At 37.5% G+C, this 16,972-nt stretch carries 13 protein-coding genes; 7 read left to right on the forward strand and 6 right to left on the reverse strand.

Annotation, left to right across the window (positions count from 1 at the left end; genetic code table 11):
- Positions 1–12 precede the first annotated feature (12 nt).
- A complete protein-coding gene (locus tag EHE21_RS05820; protein ID WP_088493359.1) occupies positions 13–921 on the reverse strand; it encodes a LysR family transcriptional regulator in 909 nt (302 codons plus the stop codon).
- Positions 922–1,173: 252 nt separating this feature from the next.
- Between EHE21_RS05820 and dinG the strand changes: the two genes are divergently transcribed.
- From dinG to EHE21_RS05845, 5 genes are all read left to right on the forward strand, one after another.
- Entirely contained in the window at positions 1,174–3,282 is a 2,109-nt protein-coding gene (gene dinG / locus EHE21_RS05825; protein ID WP_194952096.1) for an ATP-dependent DNA helicase DinG, read from the forward strand.
- A gap of 805 nt (positions 3,283–4,087) precedes the next feature.
- Entirely contained in the window at positions 4,088–5,644 is a 1,557-nt protein-coding gene (locus EHE21_RS05830; protein ID WP_194952097.1) for a [FeFe] hydrogenase, group A, read from the forward strand.
- 18 nt (positions 5,645–5,662) lie between these two features.
- Positions 5,663–6,487 carry a 4Fe-4S dicluster domain-containing protein gene (locus EHE21_RS05835; protein WP_194952098.1) on the forward strand — a complete coding sequence of 275 codons (825 nt, stop codon included), beginning with the start codon at positions 5,663–5,665 and terminating at the stop codon, positions 6,485–6,487.
- The gene (nrfD, locus tag EHE21_RS05840; RefSeq protein WP_194952099.1) at positions 6,484–7,629 is read left to right on the forward strand and encodes an NrfD/PsrC family molybdoenzyme membrane anchor subunit; all 1,146 of its coding nucleotides are present in this window, start codon (positions 6,484–6,486) and stop codon (positions 7,627–7,629) included. Before EHE21_RS05835 ends, nrfD begins: the two co-directional genes overlap by 4 nt.
- A gap of 60 nt (positions 7,630–7,689) precedes the next feature.
- Positions 7,690–9,723, forward strand: a complete 2,034-nt coding sequence (locus EHE21_RS05845) for a TonB-dependent receptor family protein (RefSeq protein WP_194952100.1) — start codon at positions 7,690–7,692, stop codon at positions 9,721–9,723.
- Positions 9,724–9,811: 88 nt separating this feature from the next.
- On the opposite strand, the gene dps is transcribed toward EHE21_RS05845, so the two are convergent.
- Complete coding sequence (dps, locus tag EHE21_RS05850; protein WP_023581243.1) at positions 9,812–10,318, reverse strand: DNA starvation/stationary phase protection protein Dps; 507 nt, start codon at positions 10,316–10,318, stop codon at positions 9,812–9,814.
- 274 nt (positions 10,319–10,592) lie between these two features.
- Entirely contained in the window at positions 10,593–11,483 is an 891-nt protein-coding gene (gene rhtA / locus EHE21_RS05855) for a threonine/homoserine exporter RhtA (RefSeq protein WP_088493358.1), read from the reverse strand.
- A 329-nt stretch (positions 11,484–11,812) separates the two neighbouring features.
- Here rhtA and EHE21_RS05860 point away from each other — a divergent pair, with 329 nt between their 5' ends.
- The gene (locus EHE21_RS05860) at positions 11,813–12,391 is read left to right on the forward strand and encodes a TIGR00730 family Rossman fold protein (RefSeq protein ID WP_088493357.1); all 579 of its coding nucleotides are present in this window, start codon (positions 11,813–11,815) and stop codon (positions 12,389–12,391) included.
- A gap of 9 nt (positions 12,392–12,400) precedes the next feature.
- Complete coding sequence (locus tag EHE21_RS05865) at positions 12,401–12,865, forward strand: GNAT family N-acetyltransferase (RefSeq protein ID WP_194952101.1); 465 nt, start codon at positions 12,401–12,403, stop codon at positions 12,863–12,865.
- Between the two features lie 103 nt (positions 12,866–12,968).
- Here the strand turns inward: EHE21_RS05865 and EHE21_RS05870 are convergent, their stop codons facing one another.
- The 3 genes from EHE21_RS05870 to moeA form a co-directional block, all read right to left on the reverse strand.
- Positions 12,969–14,669: an amidohydrolase gene (locus EHE21_RS05870; RefSeq protein WP_194952102.1), complete on the reverse strand. Its 1,701-nt coding sequence runs from the start codon at positions 14,667–14,669 to the stop codon at positions 12,969–12,971.
- Between the two features lie 268 nt (positions 14,670–14,937).
- A complete protein-coding gene (gene moeB / locus EHE21_RS05875; protein WP_194952103.1) occupies positions 14,938–15,705 on the reverse strand; it encodes a molybdopterin-synthase adenylyltransferase MoeB in 768 nt (255 codons plus the stop codon).
- 5 nt (positions 15,706–15,710) lie between these two features.
- Positions 15,711–16,952, reverse strand: coding sequence for a molybdopterin molybdotransferase MoeA (gene moeA / locus EHE21_RS05880; RefSeq protein WP_156734414.1), 1,242 nt, complete (start codon positions 16,950–16,952; stop codon positions 15,711–15,713).
- Positions 16,953–16,972: the final 20 nt, after the last annotated feature.

The following is a 16,972-nucleotide window of genomic DNA, read 5'->3' on the forward strand; positions in this document are numbered from 1 at the left end:
GCTTTAAAATCTCTACTCTTGTTGAAGTGTTATGTCGGCATGATTAATCACTTCATTTTGTTCATTTTTTAATGAATCAAACAGTATTTGGGCTGCTTTTCCAGGGCTGTTGGCATTGAGATATAGGTTATAACTAATAGCAGGTAAAGCCGGTAAGCCTTCTTTTTCGCCTAAAATACGCAAATCATCACCTGAAAGCTCAATTGAACGCGCCATAATGCCTAAGCCTGCTCGTACTGCGGCTCTGGCGCCTGAAAGTGTTGTAGCAACATAAGCGATTCGCCAACGAATGCCTTGTTGATCAAGGTGATTTATCATCATATCGCGGTATGTGCTGGGTTCATCTAATACAACTAATGGTAAGGGCTCATCAAGATCAAATCTGAAATGTTTTCCGCAATACCATAAAGAGGGAGAAACACGTAATACAATTTTGGGATAACCCACATGTTCTTCAGTGGAAATGGCTAAATCAAGCTCGTTATTTTCTAACATAGACATTAAAAACGGACTACGTTTAACAATAATTTCCATGATAAGGCGAGGATAGGCTCCAGAAAAACGCGCGAGAAGATCAGGTAAAATCGTGTTTGCCGTATCATCTGGAGAGCCAATTTTTAAGATCCCATCAATTTCTTCATGCATCAATGAAAGACAGGCTTCATCATTCAGACGCAAAATACGGCGAGCGTAATTAAGCAGTTGTGTACCCGCTTCTGTCAGTGTTTTGTTTCGCCCTTGGCGAGCAAACAGCTCTTTGCCTATCAACGATTCAAGTCGTTGCATTTGCTGGCTTACGGCAGATTGTGTACGACAAACAGATTCAGCTGCCGCTGCAAAGGTATTTCCATCGACAACAGCAACAAAGGTTCGGAGCAAATCAAGTTCTAAGTTAAAAATAGGGCGTTTTGCGGAGGTCATTATAGATATCTCTTAACTGGTGTTGTGTTTAATAAAACCAATAAATCATATTTTTTATAAGACTATTTTAGATGTTACGTAATGAATACTCATACTATGAAGAGTTGAATTAATAATCTATAACAAAGCTCAATAATTTCGAGGTGTTATCCATTCTTTGATGAAAAAGAAGAGCAAATGAAGGTAACTACTGATTTTTATACAGTGTTATGAGACAATAGCGCCTTTCTTAAAATCAGTTACAGAGTGGTTATGTCCCTTTCTCAATCAGTTAAAAATCAAATAAGTCAGTGGTATAAAGCCCTACCAGAGCATATCGAAGGGTTTATTCCGCGTGCGCCACAGCGTGAAATGATCGCTGAGGTGGCTAAGACTTTTTCTGATGAAATGGGACGTCATTTAGTGATAGAAGCCCCGACTGGTGTGGGTAAAACACTCTCTTATCTTATTCCAGGTATTGCTATTAGCCGCGATGAGAAAAAACCACTGATAATCAGTACGGCAAATGTGGCACTGCAAGATCAAATTTATAGCAAAGATCTTCCATTACTTAAAAAAATCATTCCTGATCTCACGTTTACTGGCGCTTTTGGTCGTGGACGTTATTTATGCCCCCGCAATTTAGATGCGATTTGTGCAACAGAAGGCGAGCAGATTGACTTAATGTTTTTGCTTGAAGATAAAGTTGATGTGGCGACGAGTGCAGAAAGAGAAATTTGCCAAGAGCTTAAAAATGATTTCACTAGTTTTGGCTGGGATGGTTTGCGTGATCACCATAAACGTGCACTAACCGATAGTTTATGGCGCAAGATCAGCACGGATAAAATGAACTGTTTAGGGCGAAATTGCCAATATTATCATCGCTGTCCTTTCTTTATTGCTCGTCGTGAAATTGATGAAGTGGATGTGGTTATTACCAATCACGCTTTAGTGATGGCGGCAATGGAAAGTGAATCTGTATTGCCTGATGCTAAAAATCTACTTTTGGTACTTGATGAAGGGCACCATATTCCTGATGTTGCACGAGATGCCCTTGAAGTTGAAGGAGAAATAACCTTAGTTGCTCTCAATAATCAGCTTGATAATATCACTCGTCATGTTAGCCAGTATTTAGCGCAATTTATTCCAGTAAGACCGCCTAAATTGGCTGATCCTATTCGTTTTGATGCACATATCGCTAAGTTACGTGAAGCTTATCAAGAAGTTGATACATTCACGCGCGCACTATTACCAGAACGTAGTGAACAAGATGAATATCTCTTCCCATTAGGTGAACTGCCTGAACAACTTCTATTAAGTTGCCAGACATTATTTAAGCTAACAGATGGTTTAAAAATGTTGGGCGAAGCTATTTTAAATGATTTAACAGAGCGTACGGCAAAAGAAGATGTTGTGCGTTTACATCGTGCTATTTTAACGACCAGTAGAATGGTGGGTTATTTAGAAAATATGGCGAAATTGTGGCGCTTGGCAACATTAGAGCAGACTTCAAAAGCGCCTGTATCCAAATGGCTAACGCGTCGTTACGATAAAAAGCAATCTCATCTCTATTTTCATTGCGCTGGTATTCGTGTTAGCGAACAGCTGACGCAATTGTTATGGAAAAATATCCCGCATGTGGTTATCACATCAGCGACATTACGATCATTAAATAGCTATTCTCGTATTCAAGAATTAACGGGGTTAAGTGAGCATTTTGATGATCGCTTTATTACGTTGTCTTCGCCTTTTGAACATAAAGAGCAGGGTAGATTAGTTATTCCTAAAATGCGTTATGAACCGACCATGAGTCATGAACGTGAACATTTGAAAGAGATGGCGCGTTATTTTCGACACTGCATGGAAGAGAATAACCACAGAGGTCAATTGGTTTTATTTAGTAGCCAGCGGGCAATGGAAGGTTTTTTAGAAGAAGTGAAAGATTTGCGTTTGTGTTTATTAGTGCAGGGCGATCAGCCACGCTATCGATTAGTCGAAACACATTGTAAGCGTATTGATGCTGGTGATAATAGTGTGTTGATAGGTTTGCAATCTTTTGCTGAAGGGCTCGATTTAAAAGGCGACTATTTAACGCAGGTGCATATTCATAAAATTGCTTTTCCACCTGTGACAGATCCGGTGATTGTGACAGAGGGCGAGTGGCTTAAATCGCTAAAGCGCTATCCTTTTGAAGTACAAAGCTTGCCAAGCGCATCATTTAATTTAATTCAGCAAGTTGGACGTCTTATTCGTAGTCATCATTGTCACGGTGAAATAGTGATTTATGACAGACGCTTGCTAACAAAAAATTATGGTTCGCGTTTATTAACTGCGTTACCTATTTTCCCTATTTATCAACCTGAGATGCCTAAAGAGAAATAATTTTTTATTAAAAACAACATATCTTACCTTATGGTTAAATATATTTAATCATTCTCTTGTTATTTTTAGGTGTTAATGTATCTAATATTATTAACTTGTATTTTTTATGAATCTTATTAATATTTAGGAAATAAAAATATATCATATTTAAAATATAATAATTAATTCACATAAATTAATACAATTATAACAAAATAAATATTTGTATAATAATATACTTATTTTTATTAATTTAGAAAAAGTGCATATTTTATTTAGATATTATTCATGTGATATTTTTCTAATTATATATTTTTTATTAAACATTACGCAATAATCCTTTTTTTATTTAGTTAAGATAAATGCTCAATAAATTTATAAAAAATAACAAGGCTTGTAGTTAGTTGATTTTTAATCATTTTTTATTCTAATTTGTTTGGTTTTTTATCATTTCTTCATAGGGATGTTTTTATGGAATTATTTTTATTTTGATATGTGTCAATAAAATTAATTATATTTAATTAATAAGGTTGTAAGCTGTTTTTTTTTAATTTCTCTTCAGTACAATATCTCTCATAAACACCCTGTCACTTATTGAATTAAAAAAATCTCTCCTGATTTTCTTAAATGAAACGATGATTGCTGATAGGGTGTTTTTACATAAAAAATTCATTTCACATTAAATCGATACTTATCTTAAGTGTTGGTTTTTTTATTAATGAAATAATACAAATATTTTTAACAAAAAATAAGTTTCAACTCTTTATATATTATTACCTTTAAACGGTAATTTTATTTATATATTAAAGCAGGAGCATTGCAAAAAATGAAATCTATTCTTCCTACAAAAGAAGAAAGTGACGAGAAATTATTATCTCGGCGCTCTTTCTTTTCATTTGCTGGAAAGGTAAGCCTTGCCGCTGGGGTAACCGCTGTCACAGCGGGATGTGATGGTAATATTTCTGGCGGTACAGGTTGGGTTCCTGAGCAATATAATGCGAAAGGCACTTTTCCGGTTCAAGTAAGAGGTCGCATTCCTATTGATCCTAACAACGTTGCCATTTGTCGTGATGACAAAAAATGTATTTTATGTGGCCAATGCGTTGAAGTATGTGAAAAAGTACAAACCGTAATGGGAAACTATGATTTACCGTTAATTGATAGCGTTCCTTGTATCGATTGTGGTCAATGTACTCTTTGGTGTCCAACAGGAGCAATAACAGAAGTTGATGACACAGATAAGGTTATTCGAGCGTTATTAGATCCAACCTTGCATGTTGTTGTACAAACAGCGCCAGCAACAAGAGTTGCATTAGGTGAAGAGTTTGGTATGCAACCCGGTGAAGACATTGAATTACTTCAAGTGGCGGCACTTAGAAAACTAGGTTTTGATAAAGTTTTTGATACTAACTTCTCCGCTGATTTAACCATTATGGAAGAAGCCACCGAATTACTGCAACGAATTCAAAATAATGGTGTATTGCCTCAATTTACTTCTTGTTCACCAGGTTGGGTTAAATTTTGTGAAATGTTTTACCCTGAATTAATTCCTAATCTCTCCTCTGCAAAATCCCCGATGACAATGCTGGGTTCGATGATAAAAACGTATTACGCCAAAGAACAAGATATCGATCCTAGTAAAATTGTTTCTGTTGCCATTATGCCGTGTACAGCTAAAAAATCAGAAGCGGCTCGCCCTGAAATGAATGGCGCAAGTGTGTTATGGGAAAAACCAGATCTTCGTGATGTCGATATCGTTCTAACAACAAGAGAACTCGCAAGATTAATCAAAAGCCACAATATCGATTTAACTTCACTTCAACCTGCAAACTATGACCGTCTTATGTCTGAATATAGTGGTGCTGGTGCCATTTTCGGTGTAACCGGCGGTGTTATGGAAGCTGCGGTTAGAACCAGTTACTACTTTATTACAGGTGAAAGACCACCAGAACCTCTATTTAATTTACAACCAGTGCGCGGATTAGAAGGCATTAAAGAAGCGTCTGTGAGTATACCGGGTGTAGGTGAAATTCGTGTCGCAGTCTGTTCTGGTATGGGAAATGCTCGCCCCGTTTTAGAAGCCATTCAAAATGGGGAAAAATCATGGCATTTCGTTGAGTTTATGGGATGTCCTGGAGGATGTATTGCGGGTGGCGGCCAACCTCGCTCGGCATTACCGCCTTCCGATGAAATTCGAGCATTACGTATGAAAGCGCTGTATAGCAAAGATGAACGCGCCACAATCCGCTTGAGTTATGAAAACAGTGAAATTCAAAGTATTTATAAACAATTTTTAGGCGAACCTTGTGGTGAACGTGCTCACCAATTGCTTCATACGCATTATCAAGATCGCAGTATTCATTTTAATAAAAAGAAAGCTTAAAGATTGAGGAAACACATTATGTCTAAAGGTGTATTAGTCGATCTTACTAAGTGTATCGGCTGCGGTAGTTGTACAGTTGCATGTAAAATGTACAACGAAAATAAATGGATAGAAGATAGACAACCTACCAGTGGCGAAAATGCAAAATTAGCAGATGAAAACTGGACGGTGATAAAAACAGTTACTGTTGAAAAAGAAGATAAAGCGGTTTGGCGTTACGTTAAAGAGCAATGCTTCCACTGTATTGATCCTGCGTGTGCTTCGGCATGTTTTGCAAAAGCATTTCAAAAAACGCCAGCTGGACCTGTGGTTTACTATCCTGATCTCTGTGTGGGATGCCGTTATTGTATGGTGGCATGCCCATTTGATATTCCTAAATATGAATGGGAAAAATCGCTTCCTTATGTCACTAAATGCATGATGTGTTCTTCTCGTGTTGAAGAAGGACAATCTCCAGCTTGTGTCGCAGTATGTCCAACTCAAGCTTTAGTTTTTGGTGATAGAGAAACCTTATTAGAAAAAGCGAAAGAAACTATTTCGAATAATCCTAATTATGTTCAGCACATTTATGGTGAAAAGGAAGTTGGAGGAACGGAATGGCTCTACATTTCTGATGTGCCATTTAAAGATCTTGGATTTAAAACAGGATTAACTGAAAAACCACTCTCTTCTTACACTTCTGATTTTATGAAATATACACCAATTGCAGGAGCAACTTGGGCGGTGATCCTCGGCGGTATCGCGATGTTTAATCACCGAAAAGATAGAGTCAGTCACGATGAGCAATTACATCAAGAACAGAAGAAAAATGGCAAGGATGATGAAACAAGGAGATCAGAATGAGTGTTATCGATAATACGACCAGCTTTGGTAAGTGGCGTTTTCCTATGACACCTGTACGCTGGGTACTTGTTGTCATTAGTTTGATTGCCGTCGGACTTATTTTATTTCGTTTAGTCACTGGATTGGGATTAGTAACCAATCTTAATGATGAGTGGCCTTGGGGTCTTTGGATCTCGTTTGACGTGATGTGTGGTGTGGCGTTGGCCGGTGGGGGATATGGTACTGCATTGATTGTTTATGTTTTTAAACAAGAACAATTTTCAAGTATTGCGCGCAGTGCTGCATTAACCTCATTAATTGGTTATTTATTGGTGATGGTAGGGCTTTTCCTTGATATTGGGCAGTGGTGGAATTTTTGGCGTCCATTAGTTTCTCAAGGGCATAGTTCAGTGCTTTTTGAAGTCTTTATTTGTGTTTCTGTTTATACCAGTGTGCAATTAATTGAATTTGGCGAAGTCGCAACTGAGCGTATCGGGCGTAAATACCATCAATTTTTCCGCAAAATATTACCTGTATTATTGGTGATTGGTATTGCTATTCCATCGATGCATCAATCATCACTCGGGGCGCTTTATTTATTAATGGTAGATAAATTACATCCATTGTGGTGGTCGCCAATTATCTTCTTTCAATTTTTAATATCGTCATTTTTTGTTGGCCCTGCAATGATAGCGGTTGAAACTGCATTAGCAGGTAGAGCATTTAATCATAAAGTTCCTATGTCTGTATTAAGTGGATTAATTCGAATTTCAGGTTATGCAATGCTTGTTTATTTGGCTCTAAAATTTGGCAGTATTATTGCTGAAGGTAAAGTGAGTTACCTTTTTGAAGGCAGTTTTGAATCTTTATTCTTTTGGATTGAAGTCGGTTTTGGCGTTATTGTTCCACTGATTATCTGCTTTTCTCCATTAATAAAACGTCGTCGTTGGTTGGTTACATTTGGTGCACTAGTGGCTTCTGGCGTTATTTTAAATCGCTATAACGTTGTGGTGACAGGTATGGTTACATCAACGGGTGTATCTTATTGGCCATCATTACCAGAATTAACTATCACTATTGGTCTTGTTGCGATGGGTGTTCTTGCATATTTATTTATCTGTGAGAATTTCCGTATTATCGAACATGATGAAGCCAACCATTAACGTATTAAATGCCCAATTCAACGTTGGGCATTTTTATTAACGATAAGTAGAACAATAAATATGCCTATTTTAAAAAAGACCTTATGGTTTATTTCATCTTCTTTGCTTTCGATAACAACAATATTTAATTATGCTCAATCGAATGAGAGTAAACCTGAACGTATAATTGTGAGTGGTTCAAAAGCAGAGAATATCTCTAATCATACTTATAATGTTGAAGCTGAAAAAATAAGTAATATTGCCGGCGGAACAAATTTAATTACCGTAGATAAGAAAAATCGTTTATTAACACTTAATGATGCATTAAAAAACCAACCCGGCGTTGTTATACAAAGTTTATTTGGCGGATTAGATCAACCTCGTTTAAGTATTAGGGGATCAGGTGTTCAAAGTGCACCGCTTTCCAGAGGGATATTATTATTACAAGATGGTTTACCGCTTAATGAAGCGGATGGCAGTTTTCATTCCAGTCTGATTGATGTGCGCGATGTGCAATTTGTGAGTATTCGTCGGGGAGCTAACAGTACTCAATTACAAAGTAATAATTTAGGGGGGGAGCTCGATTTTATTACTTACACAGGAAAAGATAGCCATAATCAATTACGTTATGAGCAAGGCTCTTTTGGACGCCAAGGTATGCAAATGGCATTAGGCGGAGATAGTGAAAATCATCCGATTGATGCCAGAATAAGCCTAAGCTATGACCACTATGATGGTTATCGTGAGCATTCAGCTTCTCAGCGTAAAGCAATGCGTTCAACATTGGGTTATACATTAGGTAATTTTGAAAACAGAACGTGGATCAATTGGACAGATTTACGTTTTGATGTTCCAGGCCCTGCAACCTCACAAATGCTTGAGGATGATCCTAAAGCGGTATTACCTGCAATTAAGAAAAAAGATCCTCATAGAAATGTTGAGCAATTACGTATAGCCAATAAATCGACATGGAACAGTGGTGCGCACGATATCCAATTTGGCTGGTGGTATTCACAAACACACGATAATTTTAAAACGCCTAGCCATTATCAATTTGTAAATTATTACACTAAAGGGGCTCAGCTTAATTATAAATTAGAGACAGAGCTTATTAGCTATCGTACCGCATTGGCTTGGGATCATTCGGTAATGAAAGATGATATCGAAAAAAATCCTAAAGGTTGGTTAGGACGATTCGATGGTCGAGCTGAAAATATTTATGCATCTTTAGGAGCGGGAATACATATTACAAATAGTGTATTGGTTAACCTTGATTTAAAAGGGACTCATGCAAAAAGAGATCTGTTTTCTAGTCATAATCAGCTTGATCAGTCATTCAATTTTCTAACGCCGAAAGTTGGGCTTATTTGGTATCCTAATTACCAAACTCGCTTATTTGCCAATGTTAGTATGAGCCATGAACCTGCATCTTTTAATGATATTATTAATCCTAAGGTACCATTAAATAAAGTGAACCTTTTAAAGCTATCACCTCAAAAAGCAACCAGTTTTGAGATAGGTAGTGATATGGAATTAACTGACAATATCAGTTGGAGTGCGGTAATTTATCGTAGCCTGATTAAAGATGAATATATCACTTCACATGATACAGATGGGAATATTGTTGATGTTTATAATTATCCAGCGAAAACACGTCACCAAGGTGTAGAGCTAGGTTTAAATGCAATTCAACCACTTCCAATGGGCGATATTCTTTATCGAGCAACATGGACTTATAATGATTTTCGTTTTATGGGTGGGGAATATAATCGGAAATATATTGCAGGTGTTCCTAGAAATCTTATTTCAGGTGAAGTTTATTACCAATTAAATGGATTGAGATTTGGCCCCACTGTGTATTGGTCACCAACCAGTGTTGCTGTTGATCATGGTAATCATTTTAATATTCAAAAAAGTAAGCCATACGCGTTATTAGGGTTTAATACGCATTATCAATACGATAATCAGTGGTCGACTTACCTGAATCTAGACAATATTACGAATAAACACTATGCAGCAAGCACGTTAGCTAATCCAACGGTGAAGAAAAGTGATGCCTTACTTTTTCCAGGAAATGGTTTTAGCGTTAATGCTGGCGTTGTCTATAAATTTTAACTCAATAGCAAAATAGACAAAGGCTGCCTTAAATGACAGCCTTTTTCATTATTAATAACACGATTAATAACATGTTTTTATATGCAGATTAATTCTCAATATTGGCTTCAATAAACCATAAGAATTTATCAAGATCACGCGATGCGGCAGTAAACATATCTGCGGTATCTTCGTCTTCAACTTCGTCAATGGCTTTACGAATATCATTGGCAACAACCGCATAACGATCAGCCAGTGCTTTTAAGTGATCTTGCACATCATGAATATCCAGAGGATAAGCTTTTAATGGTGTTTTCTTACTCACCACTTGTGCGGTGCCTAATACAGTGCCACCTAATTGAACAACACGCTCTGCAAACTCATCGGTATGCTGATTAATGGTATCGCGGAAGCCGTCAACCATCTCATGGACAGAAATAAAGTTTCTGCCACGCATATTCCAGTGCGCTTGTTTTGTGATGAGAGATAAGTCGATAAACTGCGTCACCATCTGTTGCAATAATTCGATAGCATGTAGTTTTACGCTGTCATCAAGGTTATTACGGGTATAAAGCAGAGTTGAAGGTGTGGATTTGACTAATTTAGCAGTACTCATAATCGTTCTCCCTAAATAATTAATAACTCAATATCTTAATTTCTGTTAATTATGATAGTAAATTATTAATGGTTAGTCTTATCGATTGATACTATTAAATTGATAGGTCATCTATTAAAAAAATCTAATCTATCGAAATAACCTATTTAGGGTAAGACAAAGTGTGCAAAATAGCAATGATAGGCAAGTAAAGTTATTATTTAATAAGTAAAAAGGATCATAAGACCCTTTTTAAATAAATATTTATTTCTTATGAATAAATACGGTTAAATAATTATTTAACCTCTTCAATTTTGGTTTTGCTTTTTATGGTTGCCGTTGAACCAATAGAGGCTAAAACAATAAAGGCTAAGGCAACCCATTGAATTAAAGTCAAATGTTCATGCAAGAAAATAATACCAATAAAAGCACCCATACAAGGTTCTAAGCTCATTAAAGTCCCGAAGGTTTTAGCTGGTAAACGTGTGAGAGCAATCATTTCTAAAGTATAGGGGAAAGCAGTTGATAGAATCGCAATCGCTAATGCAACAGGTAAAATTGACCAGCTAAACATGATATCTGGACTACTCTGTAACATACCAATAGGAACGAAAATAAAGGCAGCAACTAACGAGCCAATAGAAACCGTTGCCGCGCCGTAGCCTTTACCTGCACGTTGTCCGAATACAATATATAACGCCCAACCCACACCAGCACCCAGTGCATAAAGGATACCTAGAGGATCTAACCCATGAATATTATCGCCAATAGGTAGCAATAATCCTAAACCAGCAATAACTAAAATTATCCATAAAAAGTCGATAGCTCTGCGTGATGAAAACATAGCAACAGCTAAAGGGCCTGTAAATTCAAGGGCGACAGCAATGCCTAAAGGAATGGTTTCAAGGGCGAGGTAGAAAAGGTAATTCATCATCCCTAAAGATAAACCATACAAAAACAGTGGCATAATCGATTCTCGAGTAAACTTAAGTCGCCACGGTTTAAAAATAAAAAAGAGGATCAAAGTACCCAATAACAGGCGTAACGCCGTTACAGCGGGGGCACCAATAACAGGAAATAGGCTTTTAGCAAGGGATGCGCCGCTTTGAATTGAAAGCATGGAGAGAAGCAAAAGAAGCACAGGGTAAAACACCTGTAATTTAGCTGAGTGTCTGGCTGACAACATCCTATAAAACCTCGTCAATAATCAATCGTATGTGTTCTCTGTTAGCTGATAACAAAGGATCGCATAATATAAAATAAAATCACCTGCTTTAATATAGTTATTCCTTAATAAATATTTTTATTTTAATTTGATTGAGCTAAATTAGCTTAAATATAAATTAGTTTATTTTTAATAAAATAAAAAATAGCCTCTTATAAATATAAGGGTTAATAATGATTAAATATATATGTGCGATAAAAAGCGTAAAAACACTTTTTTTAACCTTTTTTATTAAAAGTACCTTCAGTATAATTCCAAGCTCGTTTTAACTAGCTAAAAGAGAATAAAAAATGAGTAAAATAAAATCTATCGCAGTGTATTGTGGTTCTAGTTTAGGGGCTTCACCTATTTATAAAGAACAAGCAATTATTTTTGCCAAAGAGCTGGTTAAACGTAATATTACCTTAATTTATGGTGGTGCAAGTGTCGGTATTATGGGAACACTCGCCGATACTGTATTAGCCGAAGGTGGAAAGGTAATTGGTGTTATTCCTACGCTGTTAGAAGGGCGTGAAATTTCACATAAAAATCTGACTGAACTACATGTTGTTGAAACAATGCATCAGCGTAAAAGCAAAATGATTGAATTAGCTGAAGGTTTTGTCGCTTTACCCGGTGGCTTTGGTACATTAGAGGAGTTTAGTGAAGTCTTTACATGGAGCCAAATTGGGTTACATCAAAAACCACTAGGCTTACTTAATATCAATCAGTTCTATTCTCCATTATTAATGATGATTGATAAAATGGCTGATGAACAATTCTTACATGAAAAATACCGGAATATGGCGATTGTGGAACAATGTCCTATTCAACTTTTAGATAAATTTGAAACGTACACCGCACCTCCTGTAAAAACCTACAACAAATAAAGGTAAAAAATGATAATAATAAGAAAAGCAATTTTGTCTGATGTAGAAGAAATTAATACGCTTTACACTTATTTATTTAATGAAATGGCGAATTTACAACCCGATCGATTAAAGCCGGGTAAGCAAGATGAAGCTTTTATTATTAATGGAATAAAAAATAATAAGTTTCATCTTTTAGTGGCGGACTTAGACGGTAAAGTAGTTGGATTTAGCATGGCGCAAATCCAAGAAACACCAATGTTTAACTGCTTAGTTCAGCGTAAATATGCTTATATTTACGATATTGTTGTCGATCCTTCTGTACGCAGCCAAGGCGCTGGCAGTTTATTATTAACAGCAATGAAAGAGTGGGCTAAATCAGAGAAAATGACGCATCTTGAGTTATCTGTATTAGCTGAAAATGGTGCAGCTAAACGTTTTTACGAGCGTGAAGGATTAAAAGAAGTGAGCACAGTAATGGGGATTGCTTTATAGCAGGCTAAGTTTACGTTAATTTTTATAGGATTAAGTGCATAGAATTAAGTGCATAGATAAAAATAAACCCGCTTAAAGCGGGTTTATTAATTATATTATTCAGCTAAATTGTGGGTTTCCCCGCAATGATCGTACACAATACCCTGACATTTTCAACATCTTCTGCCGATATTTCAAACAGGTTTCGATCTAATACAATAAAATCGGCAAATTTTCCGACTTCTAATGATCCAATTTGTCTATCCATATCCAATGCCTGAGCGGCATTAATAGTGGCTGCGCGTAGGACTTCAATTAACGTAAGGTTACGATCATTATCAAGACGAGGGCTTTTTGCATCTTTTTGACGAGTCATTGCGACTTTAAAATCGTACCATTCATTAAGTGGGTCAATCGGCCAATCGCTACCAAAAGCAACAGTAACGCCCGCATCAATAAACTTGCCAGCAGTTTCTAAATAATCACAGCGAGATTTACCCAGCATTTCAATATCTTTTTCGATATTGCTCTGTTCTGCTGCCGCCCATTGGAAGGAGAGAAAAGGGTAGGTTTTTAGTTGTGCAAAACGCACATAATCTTTTTCACACATCAATTCATTATGTGCAAGCCCCGGTCTTATATCTTTTTCAGGTAGGGCTTTACGCATTGCACTAATAGCATCAAGTGCCGTGCTAATTGCACCTTCAGCAACAGTATGAATATGAGGGTGATAACCTGCACGGGCAATTTCTGTGACTAACGGCGTTAAAATTTCAGGTGAGAAATAGAGATCGCCAATATGTTCAGAGTCTTGCCAGTGTGGCGTGTCATCGGTGCCAACATTGATACGATAAGGCGAGTGTAAACGGGCTGTCATAATCGGCGCTTGTAATACACCATCAAGGAAAAGTTTGATATGGCGGATCGCAACACTAGGTTGAGCTCCATCGCTGATTTGATGCCACTGTGAAAAACGAGTAGCAGCATGATGTACAGCGTTTGGAATATCTTCAATACAAGGTACATCATCCGGCGTGATTTCGACGGCATTCTCTACGCGAAGAGTCAGTTTTCCAGCTCTTCTTAACGTATTAAAGGCGCGTAATTGAGGCTCGCCTACACGTGCATCCATTATGGTGGTTACGCCTTGTTCATTTAATAATTTTTGAACATGACGGGCTATTTGTAGGTTTTGTGCTTCAGTCAGTGGAGGTAGGCTGTCAATGGCTTGCATTGCTGGTGCATCTTCAAGAATACCAATAGGGGTTCTATCACCATCACGTTCAATGTTTCCATCCGGCGGATCAGGTGTTTCAGCGGTGATATTTAACAATTCTAAAGCACGAGAATTGGCAAGAACACTATGACAATCACTAGAAAAGAGCAAAATAGGGCGAGTCGTATTTAAGGTATCAAGGTGATAACGTGTCATTTGCACGCCTTCAGGTTGCATACCTTCACGATACCATGCGGAGACTTTTAACCATTCGGTATCACCATCAATAAAGTTTTCATCAAGGTATTTCTGAATACGCAATAAAATGTCATCGATAGAGAGCGATTGATAATCAAGATGGCAACCCGCTAATGTTGCGCCTCCCCAAAATGGGTGCATATGCGCATCAATAATGCCCGGCATGACCATTCTTTCCTGTAAATCAATTTGTTCAGTATTTTCATTACAGTAAGAAAGTAACACCTCTTTTTTACCTGAAGCAATAATTACACCTTGGCTGATCGCGATAGCATCAACAATATTGTTATTATGATCAGCGGTATAAATAAGTCCGTTGTAATAGAGAGTGTCTGCAATTTGAAATGTCATTCTTCTACCTTGTATTGCTTTTTTAGCACATAAAACGCGTGCTTAAATGATTATTCTGCTTATAGGGCATCCTGTTGCGTTTTGACGCGGGCGGTCATAGTAGAATTAAATTAGAGTGAATACTACAAGCTTGTTACATCAACTTAACGAAAAATACGACTTAGAGGGTAATTAAAATGCTTAAAAAACAGATTAATACCTCTCTCTTCGAAAGGTGATAAGGTAAGTTTAAAGAAGTTAGACTTACCTTATCTAGGATAGAAAGCAGTTAGTTATCGGGTGAATTGGCAGAACACACTTCACAATGTGGATTTTTAGGTAATTTGAATTCGCGAAATTGCATACGCATTGCATCAAACATTAATACCTTACCATGTAAATTTTCACCATAGCCGGTGAGTAATTTAATGGCTTCAACTGCTTGTAATGTGCCAATTGTACCGACTACAGGTGCCATTATACCCGCTTCAACACAACTTAACGCATTATCACCAAAAAGATGGCTTAAACAGCGATAGCAAGGCTCATCATCTTGGTAGGTGAATACACTGATTTGACCTTCCATCCGAATAGCGGCACCAGAAACGAGAGGCTTTTTCTGATGAAAGCAGAGACGATTAAGTTGCTCACGTACTGTCACATTATCAGTACAATCCATAACAATACTATGTTGGCTAATAAGCTCTGCTAAAGCCTCATCTTCAAGTAATGCATCGACGGTTTCTATCGTGACATGAGGATTAATGGCTTCTAATGTCGCTTTTGCAGATAGCACTTTAGGTTGACCAATTGTGGCGTCGCGATGAAGAATTTGGCGCTGAAGATTAGAAAGGGAAACCGTATCAAAATCTAATAATGTGAGTTTTCCCACACCTGCGGCTGTAAGATATTGCGAGGCACTACATCCTAAGCCACCTGCGCCAACAATCAATACAGAAGCACTTTTCAGTGCCTCTTGACCATCAAAATCAAAACCTCTTAATACAATCTGGCGATTGTAGCGCAGCATTTCTTCATCGGTTAATTCAATACTCATAAAGGCTATTCACTTTTTAATAGAGAATTAAATAGCTCAATAGTCACAGTTTCGCCAGCTGCGACTTTACCGCGTTCACGCTCTAAAACGATAAAGCAATTAGCGACACTAAAGGAGCTATAAACGTGTGAGCCTTGATGACCACTTGTGTCTACTTGCCATACACCTTCGGCATTAATACTTGCAATACCACGTTGAAAATCAAGGCGACCTGCTGATTTTTTCAATGATGATTGAGCAATGGCTTGGAAACGTTGCGGTGCTTTCCAATGACTAAAACCTGATAGACGAGCAATTAAAGGCTGAACCAATTGATAGAATGTCACGGTTGCTGACACTGGGTTACCCGGTAAACCGCAGAACCATGCATTATGTAATCGACCAAAGGCAAAAGGTTTTCCCGGTTTAATGGCAAGTTTCCAAAAACCAATTTCACCAATTTCATCAAGAATTTGTTTGGTGTAATCGGCTTCACCCACAGAAACACCACCACTGCTGATCACTAAATCTGCTTCTTGATCCGCCTTTTTAAAGGTTTCACGTAGTTTTTCTGGTGAATCAGGAATAACGCCTAAATCTAAGACTTCACATCCTAGTTTTTCAAGCATTAAACGTACTGCAAAACGGTTGGTATCATAAATTTGACCCGCTTTTAATGGCTGGCCGATAGTTTGTAATTCATCACCCGTAGAGAAAACAGCTACTTTTAAACGACGATAAACTTGTACCGTTGCCACACCTAAAGAGGCGATTAAAGGTAATTGTGCTGTTGAAAGTTTAGTGCCAGCAGGTAATACAATATCGTTTTCTTTAATATCTTCACCAATACGGCGAATGTTCTGGCCTTTCTTAGCTGGGTGTGGAAAACGAACACCATTTTCAGTCACTTCAGCTTCTTCTTGCATTATGACAGTATCAACACCAGCAGGAACCATTGCCCCTGTCATAATGCGTACACATTGCCCAGCAGGGAGTTCTCCCTCAAAAGGGATACCGGCGAACGATTTACCTGCAACAGGAAGTGGAGTTTGAGCTTCTAAGTCAGCGTAACGAAGTCCATAACCATCCATTGCCGAATTATCAAAAGGCGGAACATTCAGTGGAGATGTAATGTCTTCACTTAGAATATAATCTGCGGCGTTATTTAATGGAATGTTAAGGGTATTGGTAATTGCCAGCGGTTTTTCAAGTAGTTTTTCTAGCGCTTCATCAAGAGATAATAAACCGCTAACGTGACATTGACTCATCATATACTCCAAGATCTATC

The sequence above is a fragment of the Proteus sp. GOKU genome, from assembly GCF_015475555.1.
GTDB lineage: Bacteria > Pseudomonadota > Gammaproteobacteria > Enterobacterales > Enterobacteriaceae > Proteus > Proteus mirabilis_B.

Excerpts from the sequence above, each read along its gene's own strand:
- EHE21_RS05860 (WP_088493357.1), top strand. The coding sequence starts at position 11,813 with ATGAGTAAAATAAAATCTATCGCAGTGTATTGTGGTTCTAGTTTAGGG.
- dps (WP_023581243.1), bottom strand. The coding sequence starts at position 10,318 with ATGAGTACTGCTAAATTAGTCAAATCCACACCTTCAACTCTGCTTTAT.
- EHE21_RS05820 (WP_088493359.1), bottom strand. The coding sequence starts at position 921 with ATGACCTCCGCAAAACGCCCTATTTTTAACTTAGAACTTGATTTGCTC.
- EHE21_RS05845 (WP_194952100.1), top strand. The coding sequence starts at position 7,690 with ATGCCTATTTTAAAAAAGACCTTATGGTTTATTTCATCTTCTTTGCTT.
- rhtA (WP_088493358.1), bottom strand. The coding sequence starts at position 11,483 with ATGTTGTCAGCCAGACACTCAGCTAAATTACAGGTGTTTTACCCTGTG.
- EHE21_RS05865 (WP_194952101.1), top strand. The coding sequence starts at position 12,401 with ATGATAATAATAAGAAAAGCAATTTTGTCTGATGTAGAAGAAATTAAT.
- EHE21_RS05835 (WP_194952098.1), top strand. The coding sequence starts at position 5,663 with ATGTCTAAAGGTGTATTAGTCGATCTTACTAAGTGTATCGGCTGCGGT.
- EHE21_RS05830 (WP_194952097.1), top strand. The coding sequence starts at position 4,088 with ATGAAATCTATTCTTCCTACAAAAGAAGAAAGTGACGAGAAATTATTA.
- EHE21_RS05870 (WP_194952102.1), bottom strand. The coding sequence starts at position 14,669 with ATGACATTTCAAATTGCAGACACTCTCTATTACAACGGACTTATTTAT.
- moeA (WP_156734414.1), bottom strand. The coding sequence starts at position 16,952 with ATGAGTCAATGTCACGTTAGCGGTTTATTATCTCTTGATGAAGCGCTA.
- moeB (WP_194952103.1), bottom strand. The coding sequence starts at position 15,705 with ATGAGTATTGAATTAACCGATGAAGAAATGCTGCGCTACAATCGCCAG.
- nrfD (WP_194952099.1), top strand. The coding sequence starts at position 6,484 with ATGAGTGTTATCGATAATACGACCAGCTTTGGTAAGTGGCGTTTTCCT.
- dinG (WP_194952096.1), top strand. The coding sequence starts at position 1,174 with ATGTCCCTTTCTCAATCAGTTAAAAATCAAATAAGTCAGTGGTATAAA.